Origin of the sequence: Collinsella sp. AM44-11 (assembly GCF_003467145.1) — a bacterium.
Lineage (GTDB): Bacteria > Actinomycetota > Coriobacteriia > Coriobacteriales > Coriobacteriaceae > Collinsella.
Genome location: NZ_QSFE01000008.1, coordinates 1 through 25,076 on the forward strand (window position 1 = coordinate 1; position 25,076 = coordinate 25,076).

25 protein-coding genes are annotated in these 25,076 nt (G+C 60.6%); 1 reads left to right on the plus strand and 24 read right to left on the minus strand.

All coding sequences use genetic code 11. The features are described 5' to 3' along the window. Positions 1-220: 220 nt before the first annotated feature. From DW943_RS06325 to DW943_RS06335, 3 genes are all read right to left on the minus strand, one after another. On the minus strand, positions 221-1,621 hold the full coding sequence (locus tag DW943_RS06325; RefSeq protein WP_117758466.1) for a phosphoglucomutase/phosphomannomutase family protein: 1,401 nt from the start codon (positions 1,619-1,621) through the stop codon (positions 221-223). Positions 1,622-1,778: 157 nt separating this feature from the next. After that, complete coding sequence (locus DW943_RS06330) at positions 1,779-2,672, minus strand: homocysteine S-methyltransferase family protein (RefSeq protein ID WP_035138801.1); 894 nt, start codon at positions 2,670-2,672, stop codon at positions 1,779-1,781. A 10-nt stretch (positions 2,673-2,682) separates the two neighbouring features. Beyond that, positions 2,683-3,105, minus strand: a complete 423-nt coding sequence (locus tag DW943_RS06335; RefSeq protein ID WP_040359600.1) for a metal-dependent transcriptional regulator — start codon at positions 3,103-3,105, stop codon at positions 2,683-2,685. A gap of 120 nt (positions 3,106-3,225) precedes the next feature. Here DW943_RS06335 and pepT point away from each other — a divergent pair, with 120 nt between their 5' ends. After that, the gene (gene pepT / locus DW943_RS06340; RefSeq protein ID WP_117736597.1) at positions 3,226-4,473 is read left to right on the plus strand and encodes a peptidase T; all 1,248 of its coding nucleotides are present in this window, start codon (positions 3,226-3,228) and stop codon (positions 4,471-4,473) included. A 251-nt stretch (positions 4,474-4,724) separates the two neighbouring features. Here the strand turns inward: pepT and DW943_RS06345 are convergent, their stop codons facing one another. From DW943_RS06345 to DW943_RS06445, 21 genes are all read right to left on the minus strand, one after another. Then, positions 4,725-5,960 carry an LCP family protein gene (locus DW943_RS06345; protein WP_117736598.1) on the minus strand — a complete coding sequence of 412 codons (1,236 nt, stop codon included), beginning with the start codon at positions 5,958-5,960 and terminating at the stop codon, positions 4,725-4,727. A 12-nt stretch (positions 5,961-5,972) separates the two neighbouring features. Then, positions 5,973-7,256, minus strand: coding sequence for a UDP-N-acetylglucosamine 1-carboxyvinyltransferase (murA, locus tag DW943_RS06350; RefSeq protein ID WP_117773894.1), 1,284 nt, complete (start codon positions 7,254-7,256; stop codon positions 5,973-5,975). Positions 7,257-7,344: 88 nt separating this feature from the next. After that, the gene (gene atpC, locus DW943_RS06355) at positions 7,345-7,737 is read right to left on the minus strand and encodes an ATP synthase F1 subunit epsilon (protein ID WP_006235718.1); all 393 of its coding nucleotides are present in this window, start codon (positions 7,735-7,737) and stop codon (positions 7,345-7,347) included. A 3-nt stretch (positions 7,738-7,740) separates the two neighbouring features. Then, positions 7,741-9,195 (minus strand): F0F1 ATP synthase subunit beta, encoded by a 1,455-nt coding sequence (gene atpD / locus DW943_RS06360; protein ID WP_006235717.1) that lies wholly within the window; start codon positions 9,193-9,195, stop codon positions 7,741-7,743. Then, positions 9,195-10,103, minus strand: a complete 909-nt coding sequence (gene atpG / locus DW943_RS06365; RefSeq protein WP_006235716.1) for an ATP synthase F1 subunit gamma — start codon at positions 10,101-10,103, stop codon at positions 9,195-9,197. The genes atpD and atpG overlap by 1 nt, the downstream gene beginning before the upstream one ends. Before the next feature lie 5 nt (positions 10,104-10,108). Then, positions 10,109-11,707 carry a F0F1 ATP synthase subunit alpha gene (gene atpA / locus DW943_RS06370; RefSeq protein ID WP_035138794.1) on the minus strand — a complete coding sequence of 533 codons (1,599 nt, stop codon included), beginning with the start codon at positions 11,705-11,707 and terminating at the stop codon, positions 10,109-10,111. Continuing rightward, complete coding sequence (locus tag DW943_RS06375) at positions 11,707-12,183, minus strand: FoF1 ATP synthase subunit delta (RefSeq protein WP_006235713.1); 477 nt, start codon at positions 12,181-12,183, stop codon at positions 11,707-11,709. The genes atpA and DW943_RS06375 overlap by 1 nt, the downstream gene beginning before the upstream one ends. Further along, positions 12,173-12,775 carry a F0F1 ATP synthase subunit B gene (gene atpF, locus DW943_RS06380; protein WP_117862521.1) on the minus strand — a complete coding sequence of 201 codons (603 nt, stop codon included), beginning with the start codon at positions 12,773-12,775 and terminating at the stop codon, positions 12,173-12,175. Before atpF ends, DW943_RS06375 begins: the two co-directional genes overlap by 11 nt. Before the next feature lie 15 nt (positions 12,776-12,790). Further along, positions 12,791-12,985, minus strand: coding sequence for an ATP synthase subunit C (locus DW943_RS06385; RefSeq protein ID WP_022094262.1), 195 nt, complete (start codon positions 12,983-12,985; stop codon positions 12,791-12,793). 124 nt (positions 12,986-13,109) lie between these two features. Next, positions 13,110-13,913: a F0F1 ATP synthase subunit A gene (gene atpB / locus DW943_RS06390; RefSeq protein ID WP_117862522.1), complete on the minus strand. Its 804-nt coding sequence runs from the start codon at positions 13,911-13,913 to the stop codon at positions 13,110-13,112. Between the two features lie 3 nt (positions 13,914-13,916). Continuing rightward, positions 13,917-14,228 (minus strand): hypothetical protein, encoded by a 312-nt coding sequence (locus tag DW943_RS06395; protein WP_035138788.1) that lies wholly within the window; start codon positions 14,226-14,228, stop codon positions 13,917-13,919. A gap of 280 nt (positions 14,229-14,508) precedes the next feature. Beyond that, the gene (gene upp / locus DW943_RS06400; RefSeq protein ID WP_040359658.1) at positions 14,509-15,156 is read right to left on the minus strand and encodes a uracil phosphoribosyltransferase; all 648 of its coding nucleotides are present in this window, start codon (positions 15,154-15,156) and stop codon (positions 14,509-14,511) included. Between the two features lie 123 nt (positions 15,157-15,279). Then, the gene (glpK, locus tag DW943_RS06405; protein WP_117862523.1) at positions 15,280-16,821 is read right to left on the minus strand and encodes a glycerol kinase GlpK; all 1,542 of its coding nucleotides are present in this window, start codon (positions 16,819-16,821) and stop codon (positions 15,280-15,282) included. Between the two features lie 13 nt (positions 16,822-16,834). Then, positions 16,835-17,578, minus strand: a complete 744-nt coding sequence (locus DW943_RS06410) for an L-threonylcarbamoyladenylate synthase (RefSeq protein ID WP_117635550.1) — start codon at positions 17,576-17,578, stop codon at positions 16,835-16,837. Positions 17,579-17,712: 134 nt separating this feature from the next. Beyond that, positions 17,713-18,204 (minus strand): type II toxin-antitoxin system HicB family antitoxin, encoded by a 492-nt coding sequence (locus tag DW943_RS06415; protein WP_128620077.1) that lies wholly within the window; start codon positions 18,202-18,204, stop codon positions 17,713-17,715. Further along, positions 18,171-18,356 (minus strand): type II toxin-antitoxin system HicA family toxin, encoded by a 186-nt coding sequence (locus DW943_RS10810; RefSeq protein WP_089573106.1) that lies wholly within the window; start codon positions 18,354-18,356, stop codon positions 18,171-18,173. Before DW943_RS10810 ends, DW943_RS06415 begins: the two co-directional genes overlap by 34 nt. 68 nt (positions 18,357-18,424) lie before the next feature. Next, positions 18,425-19,675, minus strand: a complete 1,251-nt coding sequence (locus tag DW943_RS06425) for a HemK/PrmC family methyltransferase (RefSeq protein ID WP_117862524.1) — start codon at positions 19,673-19,675, stop codon at positions 18,425-18,427. Positions 19,676-20,273: 598 nt separating this feature from the next. Then, complete coding sequence (gene prfA, locus DW943_RS06430; RefSeq protein WP_055252487.1) at positions 20,274-21,341, minus strand: peptide chain release factor 1; 1,068 nt, start codon at positions 21,339-21,341, stop codon at positions 20,274-20,276. Positions 21,342-21,632: 291 nt separating this feature from the next. After that, a complete protein-coding gene (locus DW943_RS06435) occupies positions 21,633-23,048 on the minus strand; it encodes a M20/M25/M40 family metallo-hydrolase (protein ID WP_117862525.1) in 1,416 nt (471 codons plus the stop codon). 71 nt (positions 23,049-23,119) lie between these two features. After that, positions 23,120-23,905: an amino acid ABC transporter ATP-binding protein gene (locus tag DW943_RS06440; protein ID WP_117635553.1), complete on the minus strand. Its 786-nt coding sequence runs from the start codon at positions 23,903-23,905 to the stop codon at positions 23,120-23,122. Positions 23,906-23,927: 22 nt separating this feature from the next. Next, positions 23,928-25,076 (minus strand): amino acid ABC transporter permease, encoded by a 1,149-nt coding sequence (locus DW943_RS06445; RefSeq protein ID WP_117862526.1) that lies wholly within the window; start codon positions 25,074-25,076, stop codon positions 23,928-23,930.

A 25,076-nucleotide genomic window follows, 5' to 3' on the forward strand; every position in this document is an offset into this window, starting at 1 on the left:
TGTGTCCATCCTCGCAGTATCCGGTTCTCAAGGTGCACGCCTGGCGGCTGATCCGGTCCGACCGGGCCGCGCGGCAAGGAGATATATTGCCAGACCGGAGGGGCGCCGCGGGCGGGAATCTGGGAGCACACATTTCCTACACATATTAAAACCCTGCTTACGTTTGCCAGCCGTTCTCTACCGCTCACCGAGGGCCTCTTTATAGTGAAGCGTCATATGGCTAAAGCTGATAGGCTCCCTTAGCCAAGGCACAGCCGGCATCGAGCAACTCATCGCGCTCCTCCACCGAGAACCCCTCGGCGTATACGCGAACCACCGGTTCGGTCCCGCTGGGGCGGATCAGCAGCCAGGTGTCATCCTCGAATGCCAAACGTAAACCATCCATATGGCTTACAGCCTGCGGCGCCTTGCCGCAAATCGATTTAGGATTCATGCCAGGAAGCAGCGTTCGCAGCGATTCGGCGTCTTCGGCCTCAAGGCGCAAATCGCGACGCCCATAGCTCGTCTTACCAAAACTGGCCTCGAGCTGATCGACCAAAACGCCCAAAGGCGCGCCCGTCTTTGCCATAAGCTCACACAGAATCAGACAAGCAAGGATTCCATCACGCTCAGGCATATGCGCGGCGATGCCGATACCGCCGGCCTCCTCGCCTCCCATGAGGACGCCGCCCTTCTTCATCTCTGCAGCTATATATTTGAAACCGACCGGCTTAACGGTCACACGACAGCCAAGCGCCTCGGCAATGCGACGCACGAGCGTCGAGCACGAGAGATTGACGACGACACGCCCCTCCAAATTGCGGAATTGAACGAGGTCGCCCAAAACAAGCGCCATGATTTGATGCGGATGAATATATCTACCGCGTTCGTCGACCGCACCGATACGGTCGGCATCGCCGTCGGTCACCAGGCCTGCGCACGCCCCGTCCTCGACAACCGCACGCTCGCAAGCGTCCACCCACGGCTCAACAGGGTCGGGGCAAATGTCCTCTTGATCGGACGACTGTCCGGCATGAATCTCGTGCACCTCGACGCCTAGCTCCCGCAGCAGGTCGGCAAGATATCCCTGGGCCGCGCCGCCCATGGGGTCAACTACCACACGCAGGTGAGCGGCTCGAATGGCCTCGGCATCGACAAACGATGCCACCGCCTGCATATAGTCAGGAATAATATCCGCGGTGCGATAGCGTTCCTCGATCCCCATCGGCTCGGGGGCCATAGTCTCTTCGAGCTCTTCGATGACATCCTGATTGGCCGTCGAGCCATCTCCCATGCGCAGCTTAAGGCACAGATACCCCTGCGGATGATGGGATCCCGTCACCATGAGCGCACCGCAGGCCTCGCCGTCATACGCCGCCGCCCACGTAAGGGCGGGGGTCGGAACAGGCCGAGATGCGAGCACTGCGTCCAATCCGTGAGCGGCAAGCACGCCTGCCGCAAGCTCAGCAAACTCGCGCGCCTGCGGCCGGGTGTCGAACCCTATATATACTGTTTTGCCTGGATTGATCTTTTGCCACAACTCGCCGACGGCATCGGCAATGCGGGCAACGTTGTCGACGGTAAAGTCGTCGTCGACGCGGGCGCGCCAACCGTCAGTTCCAAAATGAATTATCGCGCACACGCGCAGACACCTCACAGTGTTTGGATCATGGTACGCATGGGGTATACCCGCAACGCTCGCCCAGCAACCTGCCAAAACCGGCATTCACCATTTGGGCAAATGCTACCGCCGATGTGCAAGCAATAAAAAACCGCCCCGCATGGAGCGGTTTCGACCTTTATATATCGAGCGCCTCGGCCATCGCTGCCGTAGTGATTGCCGTGGTTCCACAGCAACTGCCCACCATTGCGGCACCGGCATGTCTCCATTCGATGCATGCGCGCGCGAAAGCTTCTGGGTTCTCGTGCCATACGGGGCCATCCTGAGTCTGGACCGGATCGCCCACGTTGGGACGCACCGTGACGGGAGTAGTCGCCGATGCAACCATCCTGGGCACCGCCGCGTTCGCGGCCGCAAGCGAACAGCAATTAACACCAACCGAGTTTGCGCCGTGTTTTTCGGCGTACAAAACGGCTGCCTCGATGTTGAGGCCATCGCCCAACAGGTCGCCTTTATCGTCAACGACAAAACTCACCAGGACAGGCATGCCGTCGGCGGCATCTCGGGCGCCGGCAAGCATGGGCTGCAGATTACGGATAGACGTCACCGTCTCGATCAGCAGACCGTCAACGCCGGCATTGAGCAAGGCGTGCGCCTGTTCGCGCGCAATGCCGCGGATTTCACGATACTCGGCAGAGTCCTCGGCAAACCACTCAATACCGATCGGGCCCATCGAGCCCAGCAGCAGCTGAGGGTGCGCCTGGCGAGCATCGTCGACGGCCCCGCGATTGACCTCCGCCACGGACGGCGCAATCTGGTCGTGCTTGAGGGCATAGCTTGATGCCTGAAAGGTGTTGGTAATGAGCACCTGCGCGCCGGCGGCGACATACAAGCGATGGATACGAGAAACGGTCTGCGGCTCCGCCAGATTCCAAAACGCCGGTGGAATGTCGGCGGCATCGTACTCACTCAACAGAACACTGCCCATGGGGCCCTGCGCCAACAAGGTCTCGCTCGACAAGCGGCGCGTAAGTTCCTCGGCACCAAAGCGGTTGTAATAACTCGTATCCATATATATCCCGCTATTCCTCGACGCTGATTCCCTGCTTTTCGAGATAGGCGAGCCAGCGGCTCATCGTGTCCTCGGATAGCGCATGCTCCATCATGCAGGCCTCGGAATCGGCTCGCTCAAATTCGACACCGAGCTCCTGAACCAAAAACGTGCGGATGAGGCGATGACGGTACCAGATAGCCGTGCCAACCTCGCGGCCGCGATCGGTCAGGATTACCTTGCCATAGTGCGATTGCTCGACAAGCTCGGATGCCTTGAGCGCCGAAACCGCTTTATTGACCGATGCCTTGGAGACGCCAAGGCGCTGCGCGATGTCGACCGATCGCACGCCGTTGGTTTCCCCCTCTTCGCTTTCAATGCGAACCATGCACTCCAAGTAGTCTTCGTTCGCCACCGTCAGATGTAGTTCGCGCGAGCTATTTGTCGTATCCATGATCTTCCGTCCCTTCTGCATTCAATGGCTGATTCTACCCCATCCAAGCGTCGCGGTATGCCGTGGCATACCGTGCTAGAGTTCTTGTTGCACACGACGACCAAGATTGGAGCGATCTTTATGGAAAACACCACCACAAACCCCGATGTCCTCGAGCGCTTTTTGCGCTACGTCCAGATCAACACGCAGTCCGAGGATGCAAACTGCGACCAGGTACCCTCGAGCGCCGTTCAGTTTGATCTTGCCAACGTGCTAGCTGAAGAGCTGCGCGAGCTTGGTGCGGAAGATGCCCACGTGACCGAGCATGCCTATGTCTGCGCGCATATCCCCGCAAGTGCGGGCGCTGAGGACAAGCCCGCCCTGGGCCTGATCGCCCATCTCGACACCACCGAAGTTGCACCGGGCGCCGGCGTGAAGCCGCACATCGTACACTACGAGGGCGGCGACCTGGTCTGCGGCACGGTTGACGGTAAGCCCGTTGCCATGAGCACCGCCAAGCTTCCCGCCCTGAACGACCTCGCGGGTGAGGACCTGGTCTGCAGCGATGGCACCACGCTGCTGGGCGCGGACGACAAGGCAGGCGTCGCCGAGATCATGTCGCTTGTCGCGCGTATCGCTCAGGACCCTTCTCTGCCCCATCCCGCACTCGGCATTTGCTTCTGCCCTGACGAGGAGATCGGCCACGGAGCCGAGCTGCTGGATATCGATACCTTTGGCTGCAAGTACGCCTACACGGTCGACGGCGGCCCCATCGGCGAGCTGGAGTGGGAGTGCTTTAACGCCGCCGAGGCGACCGTCTGCTTTGAGGGCCAGTCCATCCACCCGGGCGACGCCAAGGGCCGTATGGTCAACGCAGGCAATCTGTTCTGCGACTTCAACGCGTTGCTCCCCTACGAGCAGCGTCCGGAATACACCGAGGGCTACGAGGGCTTCTGTCACCTTGAGGGCGTCTCGGCAACGGTCGACCATGCCACGGCGCGCTATATCGTCCGTGATCACGATGCCGCCAAGTTCCAGCAGAAACTCGACCTTATTGATGCCGCCGCCTCGATGCTCAACCAGCGTCTGAGTGAGGAGCGCGTGACAGTCGAGATTAAGCAGCAGTATCGAAATATGGCCGAGATCGTTCGTGACTATCCCGAGCTTATTGATGTTGCCAAGGAAGCCTACCTTGCCTGCGGCGTTGAGCCCCAAGTGCTGCCGATTCGTGGCGGCACCGACGGCGCTCAGCTGTCGTTCCGCGGTCTGCCCTGCCCCAACCTTTCCACCGGCGGCTATTGCTACCACGGCGTCAACGAGTTCGTCCCGGTCAGTTCGCTCGTCAAGATGACCGACGTGCTCCAGGAGCTCGTCGCCCGCTTTGCATAAGCCTGGCTGCACAAGTCCAAAAGACGAATCGCCCCGTCCTCTACAGAGAACGGGGCGGTTTTTGATACAAGGGGAGCAGTCAACATCGCAGGTTGAGCCAACGTCAGCGAGCGACGTCCAAGGCGAACAAGTTGGCATGAAAAAGGCAGGGCATTGACCTTCTGGTCATGCTCTGCCTTTTGAATGACAAATTGTCGCCTTGGGCGGCGCGCAGCGTCGAGCCGTTACGGCGTTTGGTAAAACGCCGTAACTTAGTAGTTGGCTTCGTAGCCGTTGCCGTCACCGGTGGGCTCTTCGTAGTAGTCCGAATCGCTCGAATCGCTTGAGTCATCAGAATCGTCAGAGCTGACCGATGAGGTTGCGGTACCGTTTGCGTAGTCGTCAGACGTGTTGTTGCTGAGGTCACCGATCGTAGAGCTGGAACCGTCGGAAAGACCCATGGTGTTGGGACCCTTGGGATCCTTGCCGGCATCGACGCGCTCCATCATTTCCTTGAGCTCGTCCTCGTAGACAAAGACGTAGCTCACACCGTCGATCATGGTGCTGTCGTCGGCGTACGAGGGCAGGTTGGCCGAGTAGATACCGTCGACATCCATACCGCGCATGGCATTGACCGTAGCCACGATATCCTGAACGCTCATATCGGTTACGAGCATATCGGACAGCGAATTAACCAGGCCAAAGATCTTCGTAGCATCGAAGTTATTGAGAATCTGGTTGGCAAGGGCGCCAAGCACCTGACGCTGGTGGCGCATGCGCGTGTAATCACCGTCGGCATAGGTGTAGCGGCAGCGGGCATAGGTAAGGGCGGTGGCACCGTCCATATGCTGCTGGCCAGCGGTAATCTTAATATCCAGGTGCTCGGGGTCGTCAACATCATCGGTTGCGTTAATGTCGATACCGCCAACCGAATCAATCAGCGCCTGCATACCGTCGAAGCTGACCTCGGCATAGTGGGAAATCTGAACACCGCACAGCTCGTTGACCGCCTCGACCATGGCCTCGGCGCCGCCAACGGTATGGCAGGCGTTGATCTTCATGGTCTCGCCCTTGTACTCGACCTTGGTGTCGCGCGGAACGGAAATGAGCGTCGCCTGCTTTTGCGTGGGGTCGATGCGTGCCAGGATAATCGAGTCGGCACGATACGTATCCTCGCCCGGACGGCCGTCGGTGCCAAGAAGCAGCACGTAGAACGGATCCTTTGCCTCATCGGTGTCAACCAGAACCCGACGCAGATTGTCGGTAATGACATTAGAATCGCCGAGCTTGCCCATAATGGTGGCAAACCACAGGCCGGCAGCGGTAGTGGCACTCAGCAGCACGCCAAGCACGACAATGAGCGCGACGTGACGAATCGTGTGGCTACGACGACGTTGGCGAGCTCGCTCGGAATAACGAGCCACGTTATCGCGACTGTAGATCTTGGCCTGCGCACCAGTTGAGGGTCTTCGAGTGGTGGTATCCGCGAGGGGCTTTTTATTAAACATAGGCAACCTGTATTAGTAGATGACGGGATCGGGGACGGTAGCATGCTCGACATGCGCGCCAAGCGCCTGCAGCTTTTCGACAAAATGCTCGTAGCCGCGCTTGATGTGATGGATAGCCGAAACCTCGGTCGTCCCGTCGGCAATCAAGCCCGCTACGACGAGGGCCGCTCCGCCGCGCAGATCGGGCGAGGTAACCTGTGCACCCGAGAAGCCCTTGACGCCATGAATCATGGCATGATGGCTCTCGATACGAATGTCGGCACCCATGCGCACCAGCTCAGAGGCAAACATAAAGCGATTCTCGAAGATGTTTTCGGTAATAACGGAACTGCCGTCGGCAAGGGCGGAGAGCACCATAATCTGCGCCTGCATGTCGGTCGGGAAACCGGGGAACGGAAGCGTCTGGATGTCGACCGGCTTGATACGCTCGGCACGGTTCACATGGACGCCATCCTCGACGCGCTCGCAGTCGATACCCATGAGCTCCATCTTCTTGAGCACCATGCCCAAGTGAATGGGGCAAAAGCCCGTGACATCGACACCGCGATCGTCGGCCATCAACGCACCGGCAACGATAAAGGTACCGGCCTCGATGCGGTCGCCTACTACGCGATGGGTAACAGGATGGAGCTCTTCCACGCCTTCGATAGTCACGACGGGAGTGCCGGCGCCAACAATCTTGGCGCCCATCTCGTTGAGCATGTTGGCGAGATCGACGATCTCGGGCTCGCGGGCGGCATTGTCGATAACCGTGGTACCCTGCGCGCGCACGGATGCCATAATGAGGTTCTCGGTCGCACCGACACTGGCGAACTCGAGCGTGACGGTGGTGCCGCGCAGGCCCTGAGGCGCGCTGGCGTTGATATAGCCGTGGGCGGTATCAAACTCGACGCCCAGGGCCTCAAGACCAAGAATGTGCATATCGATCTTGCGAGCACCCAGGTTGCAGCCGCCCGGCATGGCAATTTTGGCGCGATGGAAGCGGCCCAGCAGGGGTCCCATGACGGCGGTGGAAGCGCGCATCTTGGCAACGAGCTCGTAGGGGGCCTCCCATGAATCGACCTGAGAGGTATCAATCTCGAGCGTGTGCTCGTCGAGAACATCGATCGTAGCGCCCATGCCCTTGAGCACCTTGCCCATCACGTGGACATCGGAAATATCGGGCACGTTCTGCAGCGTCGTCTTGCCCGGCGCCAGAAGCGTTGCCGCCATGAGTTTGAGCGCGGAGTTCTTGGCACCCGAGACGGGCACGGAGCCTCCGATGGCGTGGCCACCCTCAACGCGGATAATATCCAAGGTCTACCCTTTCAAAAAGCATGCCCGGGGTGGCTGGGCCATCCCGGGCATGATGTGTTCGCAAATGGTCGAACGCTAAATCGTTTGACTATTGGGCAAGCTTGAGCTTACACCATGCGATTTCATTATAGAGGTAGGCGCGGCGTGCATCATCCTCCGACAAATTACCCAGCTTCTCTTCAAAACCTTGAATATCAGCTTTAAGCTTGTCGGCATCGACGGTCGCCAAATCGCAAGCGCGCTCGGCGAGAACGGTCACGACATCGTCCGCAACCTGGGCATAGCCGCCGGCCACGGCAAACGTGTGGTCGACAGTGCCCATGGCCTTATCGGAAACGCGAACGTAACCGCGGTCGATCGTGCAGATCTCGCTGGAGTGAGCAGGCAGAACGCCAAACTCGCCATCCGTGGACGGAATCGACACAAACGCAGCGTCGCCCTCATAGGCGCAGCTCACGGGGCACACGATGCGGATACGCATAACCTACTTCTCCCCCATCTTGCGGGCGCGCTCGCGCACGTCCTCAATCGTGGAAGCATAGCGGAAAGCCTGCTCGGGCAGGTCATCGGCCTTGCCGTCGACAATCTCGGCAAAAGAGCGGACGGTATCCTCGACGCGGACGTAGACACCGGGGTTGCCGGTGAACTTCTCGGCGACGTGGAAGGACTGCGAGAGGAACTGCTGAATCTTACGGGCACGGTTGACCGTAAGGCGCTGCTCCTCGGACAGCTCGTCCATACCCAGAATGGCGATGATGTCCTGAAGGTCGGAGTACTCCTGCAGGAGCTCCTGGACCTTGACGGCGACACGGTAGTGCTCCTCGCCAACGATCGAGGGATCGAGAGCGTCGGAGGAAGATGCGAGCGGGTCGATAGCCGGGAACAGGCCGAGCGACGAAATGCTACGCGAAAGAACCGTGGTGGCGTCGAGGTGCGTAAACGTCGTGGCAGGCGCCGGGTCGGTCAGGTCGTCTGCGGGGACGTAGACAGCCTGGACGGAGGTAATGGATCCCGTCTTGGTCGAGGTAATGCGCTCCTGGAGGTCACCCATCTCGGTAGCCAGTGTGGGCTGGTAACCAACGGCGGACGGCATACGGCCCAGCAGTGCGGAAACCTCGGAACCCGCTTGGGAGAAGCGGAAGATGTTGTCGATGAACAGCAGGACGTCCTGGCCGCGATCGCGGAAGTACTCAGCGGTGGTAAGGCCGGCCAGACCGATGCGCAGACGCGCTCCAGGCGGCTCGTTCATCTGACCATAAACCAAGCAGGTCTTGTCGATAACGCCAGACTCGCTCATCTCGAGGAACAGGTCGGTGCCCTCGCGGGTACGCTCGCCGACACCGGTGAACACCGAGGTGCCGCCGTGCTCCTGGGCGAGGTTGTTGATAAGCTCCTGAATCAGAACGGTCTTGCCGACGCCGGCGCCGCCGAACAGGCCGGTCTTGCCGCCACGGATGTAGGGCTCGAGCAGGTCGACGGCCTTGATGCCGGTCTCGAAGATCTCGGTCTTGGTGGTGAGCTCGTCAAAGCGGGGCGCTGCATGGTGGATGGGGTAGAACTCCTCCACCTCGGGCATGGGCTTGCCGTCGACGGGCTTGCCCATGACGTTCCAAATGCGACCGAGCGTCTTGGGACCAACGGGCATCTTCATGGGCTCACCGGTATCGGTGGCGATGAGGCCGCGCTGCAGGCCGTCGGTCGAGGACATGGCGACCGTGCGGACGACGCCGCCCGGAAGCTGGCTCTCGACCTCAAGGATCGTGCTCAGATGACCGATCGGGGTCTCGGCCTCGACCGTGAGCGCGTTGTAGATCGGGGGCACCGCGCCGTCAAACTTGACGTCGACGACAGGGCCGATGATTCGCACGATGCGACCATCACCGGCAGTCGTCTTCTTGGTGGCTTCCTCGACCGCAAGCTTTACGGTGTTATTAGCCATTACTGTTCCTCCAATGCTGAGGCTCCGCCGACGATCTCGTTGATCTCGGTCGTGATCGAAGCCTGGCGCACGCGACTATACGTGCGGGTAAGGGTCGAGATGATCGCGGTGGCGTTTTCCGTCGCGGAGTGCATGGCCTTGCGGCGTGCACCCTGCTCGGCAGCCGCCGAATCGATCAGGGCCTGGTAGATGACCGTCAGGATATAAGACGGCACAAGCTTGCCGAGAACATGCTCAGGAGAGGGCACGAACTCGAACGTGGACGAGATGCGCTTAGGGGCGTCGGTCTCGTTCTTACGCGGACCGTGGGCCATAGCGATCATCTCGGGGTCGAGCGGCAACAGATGCTCGACGCGAAGCTCCTGATCCACGCGGTTCTTGGCGTGGTGGTAGACAAGCTCGACACGGTCAAGCTCACCGGCACGATACGCATCGCAGATATGAGAGGAAATCATGCGGGCCTGATTGAAATCGGGCTCAGAGGAGTTGCCCTCAAAGTGCATGACAACGTTTGCGCGGTCACGGAAATACGTGGCCGGCTTACGCCCGCACGCGATGATCTCGCACTCGATGCCGTCGTTCGCCCAAGAAGCGGCGAGCTTTTCGGCCGTGCGCTCCACCGTCGTATTGAAACCGCCGGCAAGGCCGCGGTCCGAGGCAATAACGACAATCAGGCCATGCTTGACGCTCTCATGCTTCTGCAGCATGGGATCGGTGCCCGAACAGGAGGCGTCGCCGGCGACCGTCAACATGACGTCGGTCAGCGCCTCCTTATAGGGCTCGGCCTGCTTGGAGCGATCGAGGGCACGACGGATCTTGGCCGTAGAGACCATCTCCATCGTGCGCGTGATCTGCTTGGTCGTGGTAACCGAGGAGATTCGCTTCTTAATGTCGCGAAGGTTGGCCATGGGGCTTAGTTCTCCTCTGATCCAGAAACATCCGAATGGTGCTTGGCCATGAACTGCTGCTTGAAGTCGCCGATGACGCGCAAGAGCTCAGCCTTGGTGTCATCATCGATCTTCTTGGCGCGAACCTTGTCGAGCAGCGAGCCAAAGCCATTGTCCATGTACTCGATGAGCTCGGCACGGAAGGGCAGCACGTCGGCGATCTCCAGGTCATCCAGGAAGCCCTCGTTGCCAGCGAACAGCGTAACGATCTGCTCGCCAACCTCAAACGGCTTGTAACGCGGCTGCTTCAGGAGCTCGGTCATGCGAGCACCATGGGTCAGCTGCTTCTGAGTAGCCTCGTCGAGGTCGGAGCCGAACTGCGTAAAGCCAGCGAGCTCCTGGTACGAAGCGAGGTCCAGACGGAGGTTGCCGGCGACCTGCTTCATGGCCTTGGTCTGCGCATCGCCACCGACGCGGGACACGGAGATGCCCACGTCGACTGCCGGGCGCTGACCCTGGAAGAAGAGCTCGGACTGCAGGTAGATCTGACCATCGGTAATGGAAATGACGTTGGTCGGAATGTAGGCCGAGACGTCGCCGTCCTGGGTCTCGATGATCGGCAGTGCCGTCATGGAGCCGTAACCGTTCTTCTTGGACATCTTGACGGCACGCTCGAGCAGACGAGAGTGCAGGTAGAAGATGTCGCCAGGATAGGCCTCGCGTCCGGGCGGACGATGCAGCGTCAGCGACATCTGACGGTAGGCCACAGCCTGCTTGGACAGGTCGTCGTAGATGACGAGCACGTGGCCGCCGGGGTTGGTCTCGCTGGCGGGCTTGCCGTCCTCGCCGTTGTACATGAAGAACTCGCCGATAGCGGCACCGGCCATAGGCGCGATGTACTGCATAGGGGCGGAATCGGCAGCGGTGGCCGAAACGATGATGGTGTAGTCGAGCGCACCGTGCTGAGCGAGGGTCTCGCGGATGTTGGCAACCGTGGAGGCCTTCTGGCCGATGGCGACATAGATGCAGACCATGCCCTTGCCGCGCTGGTTGAGGATAGCGTCGATGGCGATGGCGGTCTTACCGGTCTTACGGTCGCCGATGATGAGCTCACGCTGACCGCGGCCAATAGGCACCATGGAGTCGATAGCGAGCAGACCGGTCTGAACCGGCTCGCACACCGGGGTACGATCGATGACGCCGGGAGCCTTGAACTCGATGGGGCGACGGTGCGTGGCGACGATGTCGCCCAGGCCGTCGATGGGCTGGCCGAGCGGATTGACGACGCGGCCGAGCATGGCGCGGCTCACGGGGATATCCATAATGCGGCCAGTGGTGCGGCACTCGTCGCCTTCCTTGATGGAGTCGACGGCACCGAACAGAACGGCGCCGACCTCGTCACGGTCAAGGTTCTGGGCAAGGCCGAAGACGGTCTCACCGGTATCGGAGCTCTTGAACTCCAGAAGCTCGCCTGCCATGGCGCTCTTGAGGCCGGAGACGCGCGCGATGCCGTCGCCTACCTCGTCGACCGTTGAAACCTCATGCGTATCGACCGTCGCGGAGAGGCTCGTGAGCTGCTCCTGCAGTTTCTTGGCGATATCCTGGGCATTGAGGGTTTCGGACATTAGGCTTCACCTCCGTACGAATTAGCAGAGTTTGCGAGGGTCTCCTGCGCGATGCGCAGCTGCGTCTTGACGGAAATATCACGACGCTCGCCGCGGGCCTCGAGCACCAGGCCGCCCACGATAGACGGGTCGACCTGCTCGATAAGGAATACCTTGCGGCCGAAGTCCTGCTCGCATTTCTTAGTGATGGTTTGACGCAGCTCGTCGTCGAGCGGGATCGCCGTGGTGACGGTCACGCCCACTACATCCTCGTCTTCCTCGGCAACATACTTAAAGGCAGCTGCCACCTTGGGAAGAAGGTCGAGCTGGTCGCGCTTGGACATGGTGTCGAGCACGGCGATGATCTCGGGGCTGGCAGAAGCCAAGCGCTCGATCATCTCGAGGTCCTCGAACACATGGTTCTCGGCCTTAGCGGCTTCCAGAAGGGAGCGCGCGTAGGTCTCGAGCACCTTGTCCTGATAGCGGCTAGTCGGCATTCAGGCTACCTGCTTCCTGGATGTAGCGCTCGATGAGCTTCTTCTGCTCGGTCTCGTCCTCGAGTGCCTCGCCCACGATCTTGGTGGCGACGGCAACGGACAGGTCGGCGATGGAGCTCGCGGCACCGGCGTAAATGGACTTGCGCTCGTCCTCGACGGTCGTATGGGCCTTGGCGATGATCTCCTCGGCCTCCTTGTGAGCAGCCTCGATGATACGGGCGCGCTCGGACTCGGCGTCCTTACGGGCCTCGAGAACGATGTCGGCAGCCTGACGACGGGCGTCGGTGACGATCGAGTCGGACTCAGCGCGCTTGGCGACAGCCTCCTGCTTGGTCTTCTCGGCCTCGTCGAGGCTCTCCTCGATCTTCTTGCCGCGCTCCTCCATGGTTTTCATGATGCCCGGCAGGGCGACCTTGGCCAGCACGATCCAGATAATCAGGAAGGCGATAAGCGCCGGGATGAACTCCGCCATCTTAGGGATGAGGATGTCCGCACCGGCAGCGCCGTCCTCGGCGAACGCGGAAACCGGCATGAGCAGCGCGGCCGCGGACGCGGAGAGTGCGATCGCGCTCTTCTGGGATGAAAGATTCATACTTGACGCTCCGTGCTATTTAACGATCAGCGCGACAACGAAGCCGATCAGAGCCAGAGCCTCGCCGAAGGCGGAGCCCATGATGAAGACGGTGAACACGCGGCCCTGGACCTCAGGCTGACGGGCCATAGCACCCGTAGCACCCAGAGCAGACAGGCCGATAGCAAGACCAGCGCCGATAACACCGAGACCGTAACCGATAACTCCCACGATTCCTCCTTTGTCGTGCGTGTCTTATTTCACGCAGGATAACCTTTTTATAACTGCCGGGCTCCATGGGTACGGGCACCGGCGGTTTAACGAATTGCCTTACCTTTAAGGCGCGAACGGAAGACTACTCCTCCTCTGCGACCTCCTCCGCCTCGGAGACATACACGGCGGTAAGGACCGTGAAGACGTAAGCCTGGATAGCGCCGACCACAAGCTCGATCGCATAGATCAGGATGAGGATGACAAGCCAGGCCAGCGAAGGCAGGGCGCCGACGGCGTGCGCCGCGGAAACCTGCTGAAGCAGCGGCTGCATGAACATGCTCGCCATGATGGCGAACGAGCCCATGACCACGTGTCCTGCGAACATGTTGCAGAACAGACGGACGGCGAGCGTGATGAGGCGCAGGAAGGTCGAGAAAAGCTCGACGACCCACACGAGCACGTTCATCGGGAAGCTCACGCCCTGCGGGGCGAGGCTCTTGATGTAGCCGATCACGCCGTGAGCCTTGCATCCGTAGTAGATGAAGTACACGAAGGCGAAAATGGCGAGTGCGGCGGTGGAGCCGATTGCGCCGGTGCCGGGCTTCATTCCCGGGATCAGGCCGATCATGTTATTGATCAAGATGAACAGGAAAAGCGAGCACAGGAACGGGAAGTGCTTCTTCCAGTTCTCACCCACGACGCCCTTGCCGATATCGTTCTCGACGTACTCGATGATGTACTCGAAACCGTTGACGAAGAAGCCCTTGGGAACCAGGGTCTGCTTCTTCTTGAACACGGCCAGGACGATCAGGAGCACGATCGTGGAGACGATCAGCCAAAACGAGTACTGCGTGATGCCGCAGCTCAGATCGCCCACGACAGGGGTGGAGCTGAACTCGCTGACCAGATGATTAATCTCATCAGGCAGCTTTTCAAAAATTTCCACGACTTACCTTTCGACCTCATGAGGATCTCGCAGCGCCTTGGCGACACGAACCGCGCAGGCAGCCATAAAGGCCACGAAGCCGATCGCCTCGCCCAGGAGGAACATGCGAAATGCCTCTCCGAACAACACAAACACAACCAAGGTAAAGACGAGCAGGGCGATTGCCGAGACCGCCAGACTCACCATACCCTTGAGCATGTCCGCATTCTGTTTATCGTCAAGAACCGGCTTGAGCGTAAAGACAAAGGGAAGGAAGGCAATTGCGCCCGCGATGGCGCCTGCAACGATAGCGAGCAGATCGGCTATCTGAAACACTGGCGTCCTCACTTTCCTTTTTAACGCCTCACAGAACAGTTCCCGCCAAACATTGGTGAATATTGTACGAGCCAATCGCTAAAGTACAACCGAAAAAGCATCGGTTAATACGCACCTGTTCGTTTTCTTAAGACCTTCTTTATGCCGCAGGTACGGTAATACGTTTTTCTCGAACCCTGCAGGGCAAAACGTCCGTTAACAGGAGTGCGCGCGGTCGCCTTTTGTTCGTCCGCGCGCACCGTTTCTTCGTATTTGCAGCCGCGGCCGTTTAGCCCAGCGACTAGAGCGTGCCGTAGATGCGGTCGCCGGCGTCGCCCAGGCCGGGAACGATGTAGGCGGCCTCGTTGAGATGGTCATCGATGGCGCACGTATAAATATGTACGTCAGGATCCTTCTCGGTCAGCGACTTGAGGCCCTCGGGCGCGGCGACGATGCACAGCATGCGGATGTCCTTGACACCGCGCTCGCGCAGGTAGCTGATAGCCATCTCGGCCGAACCGCCCGTGGCGAGCATGGGGTCGACAACCAGGCAGATACGCTGGTCGATATCCTTGGGCATCTTGCAGTAATACTCATGCGGCTCGTGGGTGACCTCGTCGCGCTCCATGCCGATGTGGCCCACGCGAGCGGAGGGCACCAGGTCGAGGATGCCGTCGACCATGCCAAGGCCCGCACGCAGGATGGGCACGATGGCGAGTTTCTTGCCGGCAAGCTGTTTGAACGTGGCGGTAGTGATGGGGGTCTCGACCTCGACGTCTTCCATAGGCAGGTCGCGCATGGCCTCGTAGCCGTCAAAGAGCGCAAGCTCGCGCACGAGCTGGCGGAACTGGTTGGTGCCGGTGTTTTTGTCGCGCAGGATCGACAGCTTGTGCTGGACGAGCGGGTGATCGACAAGCGTCACACGGGACGCATCGTAGGTGACGGTCATGGATTGATTGCCCCTTTCGTTGCGGCCGCAAAACGGCCTTGCTGACAAGGCGCGCAGCAATGTTGCCGCCGCACGCCATGCATTAGTTTAGCGGTTTGTTGTATCGAGCAGCCCATCGCAGCCCTACTGTGAGGTGCTGAGCGAGCGCCTGACTGCATCACGCCAGCCCGCAAGGTTTTGCTCGCGGCGCTCGGCGGACATGTGGGGAAGGAAGGTCCTAACGATCTGGGCATTTTGCTCCAGCTCTTCCAGGTCTTCCCAATAGCCGACGGCAAGACCCGCCAAGTACGCGGCACCGATTGCCGTGGTCTCCACCGTCTCGCATTGCAGCACGGGGATATCCAGCAGGTCGGCCTGGAATTGCATGATGAACTCGTTGCGCGAGGCACCGCCATCGACAGACAGGCGCTCAATCGAAAGCCCCACGTCCTGCTCCATGGCGCGCAGCACGTCGTAGCTCTGATATGCCATGGATTCGCAGGCGGCACGTACGATGGTCGCACGGCTCGAGGCGCCGGTCAGACCGCACACGATACCGCGAGCATGCGGGTCCCACCAGGGAGCACCCAAACCCGCAAAGGCGGGAACGAAGTAGCAGCCCTCGTTGTCGCTAATCGAAGCAGCGAGTTGTGCCGACTCGCTCACGCTCGAGATGATGCCCATGTTGTTGCGAAGCCAGTTCATCGTTGAGCCGGCGGCAAAAATAGAGCCCTCGAGCGCATAGCTGACTTTGCCGTCCGCAGCGATACCGATGGTGGAGACCAGGCCATTCTTGGATTCGACGATCTCGTCGCCGGTGTTCATGAGCATAAAGCAACCCGTGCCATAGGTGTTTTTGGTCTGGCCGGGACGGAAACAGCAGTGGCCGAACAGCGACGCCTGTTGGTCACCCGCCACGCCCATGATGGGCGGCATGTTGGTCATGATGTCGCTCGCGACGCGGCCGTAGTCGCCCGAGCTCCAGCGAACCTCGGGCATCATGGAACGTGGAACGTCAAAGAGTGCCAGCAGGTCGTCGTCCCAATCGAGCGTATGGATATTAAAGAGTGCCGTGCGGCTGGCATTGGTGTAGTCGGTGGCAAAGACCTGGCCGCCGGTGAGGTTGTAGATGAGCCAGGTGTCGATGGTGCCAAACATGAGGTCGCCCGCCGCCGCGCTTTCGCGTGCGCCGTCGACGTTGTCGAGAATCCACTGCACCTTGGAGGCCGAGAAATACGGGTCGAGCGTGAGTCCCGTGCGGGAGCGCACCAGCCCTTCTGCGCCCTGCTCGACAAGCTCGTCGATCAGAGGTGCGGTACGGCGGCACTGCCATACGATAGCGTTATAGATCGGCTGACCGCTCACGCGATCCCAGACCACCGTGGTCTCGCGCTGGTTGGAGATGCCGATGGCGGCAATGCGGTCGGAGTGGATACCGCTCTTAAACTGGACTTCCATCATGACGGCGATCTGGCTGGCAAGGACCGCCATGGGGTCTTGCTCTACCCAACCGGGACGTGGGAAGCTGGTTTTGACGCTGCGACGTGCCTGCGCGACGATGCATCCGTACTCGTCGACGATGGTCGCAAGTACCGAGGTGGTGCCGCAGTCGAGCGCCATGATGTAGGAACCGCCAAAGTTAAACGAGGCATCTTCCATGCCCAGGCTGCCCAGATTCAACGACATCGCTTACACCTTTCTATTGCATCGGGTCGGACAGGACCCGTTCGATCTCTGATGCGGGAAGTGCGCCTTGGCGCAGGATCTGGAGCCCGCCGTGCTGGAACGACACGATGGTCGAGGCGTCGCGACACGGGGTCTCACCGGCGTCGACGGCAACATCGACCCCCTCCAGGATGCGACCCTCGACGGCGGCAAAGCTTGCCGGCGAGGGCGCGCCGTGCGTGTTGGCGCTCGTGCAGGCAAGAGGGCTGCCGCAGGCGCGGATGAGCGCTTGGACCACGGGAGAGGCCGAAGCGCGAAGAGCCACCGTGTCATCGGCGGCGCACATAAAGGTCGGCACGCAGGGGGCTGCCTTAATCACGATAGTCAGGGCTCCCGGCCAGCATCGTCGGGCGAGTACGCGGGCCTCGTTAGGGATATCCACGCCATAGCGGTCGAGTGCTTCGACGCCATCGACCAGCCAAGCGACGGTTTGCGTGAGCTCACGTTGCTTGAGAGTGAAGATACGGCGATAGCCGGTGCCGAGCGCAGGAACTGCGGCGCCATTGACGGCGGCCTGCGGATCGCGCGGCCACGATGGGAATTCGCTTGCATCTTGGGGCACGGCGTCCGAGAAGGCGTTGACTGCCACGGCGACACCGTAGACGGTCTCGGTCGGGATCAAAGCCAGGCCGCCGCGGCCGAGCACCTCGGCCGTGCGCTCGACGGCAAGCCGATGCGGCTCGCGCGTTCCCTCGTATACCCGATAGACCGTCTGCATGTGTATGCCAGCCCCTTACGCTCTGGTGCAAGTTTGTTTACTGTGGGGCATTCTCGCACGAAACGTTCAATCTATTTGCCCAGAGCGCATGTTGGTTTGGTGAGCGGCTCTAGTAGTCGGTGAAAGTTAGGGGGTTATTGGACGGCTACAAACTTCTTTGGTCTTCCGGCGTGACGTTCTTGGGCGGCGTAACGCTCGATACTGTCTATCGTTATCATCCGACGGCCGTCGACGAGTTCAACATCGAGTTTGCCGGCTTTGACCAGCGCGGTAATCCGCGGAGCGGAGACTTTGAGGTCCAGCGCTGCGTCTTTAAATGTTCGGCACGCCGCTTCCCGAGCGTCCTCGTGGTCGATTTCGACTGAAAGGGCCACGACCTCGGCCGAGCGTTCGTACCCTGCCGGAGTCAAACCGTTGTTGAGGTCGTCGGCCAAAAACGCCATCAGTGCCTCGGTGGCATGGGCAATCGCTTCTTCGCGCGTATCGCCATCGGCAAAGGCGCCGGGAATCTGCGGGAAGCTAGCGCAGTAACCATCGTCTTCTTTTATGAGAACGCAGTCATAGGTAAATCGCTGCCTCATTTTGCCTCCAACTACCATCCAGCTTGGCGACGAATACTTGCCCACGTGCCCTTCTTTGGTCGATCACCACCAGAGCCGTTCACGGTGACAACGCGGTCACCAGAAACATACTTAGCATGACTACCGACTTGCGCGACCTTCACGAATCCATCGTGCTTGAGTAGGGCAATGATTTCCCGAAAGGTAGGAGGTTGCATGGGCCGACCTCTTTCAGCCGTCCTAATTATAAACTACTTTATAATTTTTGCTAACCAGTTAATAAATATTACTGGCGTTGCTTGGGCTCGGTGACGATGGCTCGGACGATGCGGGGGCGATCGGTGAGGTCGTGGACGATGCGCACGTCCGACAAACCCGCTTGACGACAGAGCCCGGCCGCAGCGTCGAGGGCACCCTCGTAGAGCTCGCAGGCAAAGAGTCCGCCGGCACGCAGCATATAGGGTGCCGCATTGAGCAGGCGGCGGAAGATATCGAGGCCGTCGGCACCGCCCTCGAGCGCCAGATCGGGCTCAAAGTCCTTGACCTCGTGCGGCAGCGAGCGCATGACATCGGTGGGGATGTAAGGCGGGTTGGAGACGAGTACGTCAAAGGTGCCCCACTCTTCGTGGGGAATGGAGCTCACCAGGTTCGTGAGGCTGAAGGCGACCTCGTCGGACGCGAGGCCAAGCGCGTCGCGGTTTTTGGTAGCAAGGTCGATGGCGCGCGGCTCGATATCGGTAGCAGTGCAGGTGACGTGGCCGCGGCGCTCCCAGGCAAGGGAGAGCGAGATGCAGCCCGTGCCGCAGCCGACCTCGAGAACGCGGGCAGTGCGGGACTCGGCTGGGGCAGGCGCAGCGGCATCCTGAGCTGAAGCCGTCTCCTGATCGGCACCCTCGATGGCGATGCCGTATTCGTCGAGCTCGGGCTCAGCAGCTTCCGCAGTCTCGGCTTCCGCTGCCTGCGCGGCGGCTTCCTCGGCCTCGCGATCGGCAAGTTCCTCGGCATAGGCGCGGCTGCCGAGCACGTCGCCACCCAGCGCAGCCTCATCGGCGGCCGTCAGGTTGGCGGCGCGGCGCTCGGCGGTCGCGCGTTCGTCGGCCAGCGCCGCCTCGGCTTTGCGGGCCTGCTCGACCTCATCGTTCCAGGGCAGCTCCACGCGCTGGCGGACGGCGGCCTCGGGGCTCAGCACCTCGGTATCCAGATAGTTCAGGACTTCTTCGACGAGCATCTCGGTCTCGGGGCGCGGGATGAGCACGCCGGGGGCGCACGCGACGTCGATCATGCGAAACTGCGTGCTACCGGTGATGTACTGTAGCGGCTCGCCTTTGGCGCGACGAACGACGGCCGCGTGCATGGTCTCGAGCTGGGCCGCGCTAAGCGTCTCGTCCATGCGCATATACAAGTCGATACGCGCCAAACCCGTGGCCGCGCACAGCAGCCACTCGGCAGAAAGACGGGGATGCTCCTCACCGCGCTCGGCCAGGTACTCCTTGGTCCACTCGAGACAACGCTTGATGGTCCAGATCTCGTTTGCCATGGGGCCCTCCCCTCTTAAGCGCCGGGCGGCGCGCGAATGTCGGAGCAGATTGTAAGCGAGGCCAGCGCTTGGCAAGGGACGATTGAAGGCGATTATCGAGAATCAGCCCAGAATTTTGCTTGAATCGCAATCGAAGTGTTCATTCGTCGACGTCTAAAACTGCATCCGTCAAGCTTTTGGCAAGGTTGCCCCAAAACTGACCAATATCTAACCAAGAACTTGCCAAATCACTTGACGCGCGACGCATCAAAAAATGCACTGCGACTTCTTGGACGATTATTTGAGCAATATTTTCGGCAGAAGATGCACGCCGTTAATTGCTTTAAGCAGGTAGCTGGCTTAATGGCCATCAAAGCCGATTAAATAACATCTCAAAGCAATGTGCACAACCTAGTCATTTAAGAACGTCCCCAATGACTACCTTGGAAACCCCGCAGGTTGAGCATAAGTCAGCGAAAACGCCCCTAAGCGAGCAAGGTGACGTGAAAGAGGAGGGAAGCGTACTTTGGTACGCGACCGACGATTGAACGTCAGATTGCCGCTTAGGGGCGTTTGCAGCGTCGAGCCGTTACGCGGTTTGGCAAAACCGCGTAGCCCACTACACAGCCTGTGCCAGCTTCTCGGCGCGCTCGGCGGCGGCGAGTGCCTCGATCACGGTGCCGAGTTGGTCGCCCAGAAGGACGCCGTTGTAGGTGGAGTTGAAGCCGATACGGTGATCGGTCACGCGGTCCTGGGGCTGGTTGTAGGTACGGATCTTCTCGGAACGGTTGCCGTGGCCGATCTGGCTCTGGCGCTCGGCACCGAGCTCTGCCTGCTGCTTCTCGAGCTCCATCTCGTACAGACGAGCGCGCAGCATCTGCATGCAGACCTCGCGGTTCTGGATCTGGGAACGCTGCTCCTGCGACTGCACCACGGTGTTGGTGGGCAGGTGGGTGATGCGCACGGCGGAGTAGGTGGTGTTAACGCACTGACCGCCAGGGCCGGAGGCGCAGTAGGTATCGATGCGCAGGTCGGACTGGTTGATCTGAACGTCGATCTCCTCGGCCTCGGGAAGCACGGCAACGGTTGCCGTGGAGGTCTGGATGCGACCCTGGGACTCGGTCTTGGGGACGCGCTGGACACGGTGCACGCCGGACTCGAACTTCATGACGGAGTAGACGCGGTCGCCCTCGACCTTGAACTCGATGGACTTAAAGCCACCGGCCTCGCTGGGGCTGGAGTCGAGCACGGTGGTCTTCCAGCCGCGCGACTCGCAGAAGCGCTGATACATCTTGTACAGGTCGCCGGCAAAGATGGCCGCCTCGTCGCCACCGGCGGCGGAGCGGATCTCGACGATGGTGTTCTTGTCGTCGTTGGGGTCGCTCGGGATGAGCATGTACTTGATGTCTTCCTCGAGCTGGGGAAGCTTGGCCTCGTTTTCGGAGATGTCCATCTGGAGCATCTCCTTCTCATCGGCATCGGTGGTATCGTGGAGCATCTCCTTGGCGGCCTCGATGTCATCGAGCGCGCCGATGTACTCACGCGAAGCGGCGATGAGGTCGGACTGGTGCGCGTACTCCTTGTTGAGACGCGTGAACTCCTTGATATCAGAGGCGACGGCCGGGTCGGAGAGCTTCTTCTCGAGCTCCTCGTAGGCCTTGATAATCTTTTCGAGCTTGTCGCGCATGGCGGGACTCCTTTATATGCGTGAAGGTGAAAATCGGCAGAGTTGATGGGGCGCGCGGCGCCACTACGGGGGTAAGCCCGGCTAGAACATGTCGATCTTCAGATACATGCGCATCCCTTCGCGTATGGGGTACATAGTTGCGGTCTAACCCATACATGATAGCGTGCGCAGGCAAACCTGCATATAACCCGCACGGAATGATTGGACGCAGCCATTGGGGACGTTCCTTAACGACTAGTCGTTTGAGAACGTCCCCAACGGCTAACAAAGGGACTGTCGCTTTATCACATTCTAGAGCGTTTGGAGTAGAGCGACGAGGAAGCGGATGCCCTGGAGGTAGGCACGGCGGGTGATGCGCTCGTTGGTGCCGTGGACGCCGCGATCACACTCGTCGTCATCAACCACAAAGGCCGAGAAGCGAATGCACTCAGGGCAAATACGCTGGTAGTTGGCAGCGTCGGTCGCACCGATCACGGTCGAGGGCACAATTGCCACCGGCTCGAATAATCCGTTTTCCTCCGTCCCCAAAGGCTCACGGAAATAGTGGGCGGCGATGGCACGGACGGCCTCGAGCCCCGGCCCGCCGACACGCGGAGACGGCGAAGGCTCGGAGCTGCCGGGGCCGAGTTCGACCTCCACGCGCCCGGCAAGGCCCGCCGCGGCAACGGCCTCGCGGCAGCGAGTAGCGACATCGGCCACGCCCGTGCCCTCGAGCATGCGGAAGTTGATATTGGCCCACATGTCCTGTGGCATCACGTTGGCACCGGTGCTGCCGCCCTCGATCTGCGTGGGCGCGCAGGTAGTCGTCACCAGCGGATAGAGCTTTTTGCTGGCGAGGCAATCACGGACAATGGCGTCCCCGTTGGCGGCAATTTCATCGGCCGTGTAGAGCCCCAACTCGACGAGTTGGGCGGCAAGCAAGTCGGTCACGCGCGTCGGCCACTCGATATCGCAGATTGCGGTGATGGCACGGCTGAGCACCTCAAGCGACGTGCCGCCGTAGGGGTTGGAAGAATGTCCACCCGCGCTCTTTGTCTTGAGCACAATGTCGGCATAACCTTTCTCAGCCAGGTCGGCGTGCATGAGCCAACCCTCGCCCGCGCTGTACTCGGCAGCCGGAACGATGCGGTAGTCGCCCTCGTCGATCAGGTACTCAAGCTCAATGCCGCGCCCCTTGAGCGCACGGCCAATGGCGCCTGCTCCGTACTGCGTAGTCTCCTCGTCCTGGCCAAAGGCCAGGAGCAGCGTGCGCTCGTGCTGCCAACCGTGCGCCAGCGCATACTCGACAGCCTCGAGAATGCCTGCGACCTGGTCTTTCATGTCGATCGCGCCGCGGCCCCAGATGTAGGTGTCGTCCACGCGCCCGCTAAAGGGGGCGTGCGTCCAGTCGGTCTCAGTACCCGGCACCACGGGAACCACATCCATGTGGCCCATGAGCATAACGGGCTTAAGGGCCGGATCGCTGCCGGCAAGCGTCACCAGCAGCGAATGATCGATAAGCTCGACCTCGCCCGCCGCAAACACGCGCGGCCAGGCCTGCTGCATATAGGCGCGCAGGTCATCGAAGGGCTGCCAGTCCACCGCCTCGGCATCCATGCTCGAGACGGTCGGAAACGACAGCACGCGGCCCAAACGCTCGTACGCGCCGACCTCGTCTATATCGGCAAAATCGTCCTCATGCGCAAAGAAGCGCCAAACCTCGGCCATGACATCCTTTCGATTGTGACGACAAAGGCCGCCCCACGGGAGCGGCCCTGCAACGTAAGCGTTTGCGCCGGTTATTTGTCTTCGAGATAGCGAGAGAGGAACTCGCGAGTGCGCTGGTGTTTGGGGTTGCCGAAGAGCTCGGCCGGCGCGGCGTCCTCGAGCACCACGCCCTTGTCCATAAAGACCACGCGGTCGGACACCGTGCGGGCAAAGGCCATCTCGTGCGTGACGACAACCATGGTCATACCGTCGGCCGCGAGCTTGCGCATGACCTCGAGCACCTCGCCCACGATCTCGGGGTCGAGTGCCGAAGTCGGCTCGTCGAACAGCATGATCTGCGGACTCATGCACAGGGCGCGGGCGATGGCCACGCGCTGCTTTTGGCCACCGGACAGGCGACCCACGGCGGCGTGCGCGAACTTTTCGAGCCCCACGCTCGTCAGATGCTCCATTGCGACCTTCTCGGCCTCGGCCTTGCCCATCTTTTTGAGCGTGACGGGCGCGAGCGTGCAGTTGTCGAGCACATCCATGTTGTTGAACAGGTTAAAGCCCTGGAACACCATGCCGATGTCCTCGCGCAGCTTGTTGATATTGCAGCGCTCGGCCGTAAGGTCCTGGCCGTGGAACCAGATGTGGCCCGCGTCCGGGGTCTCGAGCAGGTTGAGGCAGCGCAGGAAGGTCGACTTGCCCGAGCCCGAGGCGCCGATAATGGTGACGACCTCGCCGGGATTGACAGCGAGGTCGATGCCCTTAAGCACCTCGAGCGAGCCAAAGCTCTTGCGCAGGCCCTCGACGCGGATGAGCGGCTCATTGGTCTGTGCGGCGGCCGCGGTGCCGGTAGTGGCGGTATCTGCCATGATGATTCTCCTCGTCTTGAGCCTAGTTGGAGCTGGGCAGCGTGGCCGGGGCCTCAGCGCCCAGCTTTTTGCCAAAGGCCTCGAGCAGGCGGCTCGCCACGAGCGTCAGGATCAGGTAAACCACGAGCGCCACGCAGTAGACCTCCATCTGGCGGTAGTACACGCCGGCGACGGTGGTGGTGGCGTACATGAGGTCGAACACGCCGATGACCGAAAGCACCGACGAGTCCTTGATGTTGATGATGAGCTCGTTGGTGAGCGCCGGAATCGCGTTTTTAATACCCTGGGGGAACACAACCTTGCGCATGGCCTGCCACTGCGAAAGACCCAGCGAACGCGCCGCCTCGGCCTGACCGGGGTCGATGGACTCGATGCCGCCGCGCAGGACCTCCATCATGTAGGCGGTAGAGTTGAGCGAGATGGTGACGAGGCCGGCAGTGAAGGTACTCCAGATTTGGTTGGCCTGGGCGGTCTCGAAGCCCATGCCGCGCAAAACGGTGAAGCCCGCGTAATAGATGAGCAGGCCCTGGACCATCATGGGCGTGCCGCGCACGATAGTGGAGTAGATGGTCGCAAAGCCACGGCCGATGCTCTTGAAGAAGCGCGTGAGATCGTTGTCCACACGGTCGAAGGTCTGAATGCGCAGGAACACAAAGAGCAGCGCCAGGAAAAAGGCGATGACGGTGCCGAAGGTCGCAAGCGCGATGGTGATCTCGATACCGCGGATAAAGAAGTCCCCGCTCTTGTAGGTCATGTAGACCAGACTCGACAAAAAGTCGCTGGGGTTGGAGTCCGAGACAATGCTCACCCGCACCAGGTCGATAAACGACATGACGCAACGGTCGATAAAGAAGATCGCCGCAATGGCGACCACGAGATAGCTGCCCAGGCGCGCGCCGCGACGAAAGCGCTCGGAAGCAAACGGCGACGTTTCGCGATAGTCATTCCAGTGCATGAGTTTGGTGACGAGCGCCGCCGCCGACACGACGAGCCAGGCCCAAAGGATTGCCCAGAGGCAGTCTTGGAACACGCCCGTAGGCGCCAAGAAGCTCAGCGGCGTGGGGTTGCGTTGGCTAAACGCCAGGCCGAGCGCCGCGATGACGCTCGTGCCCAGGTACACATAACGGTGGTCGGCCTTGGTAAAGGAGGCCAGACGATTGATGGTTTTCAT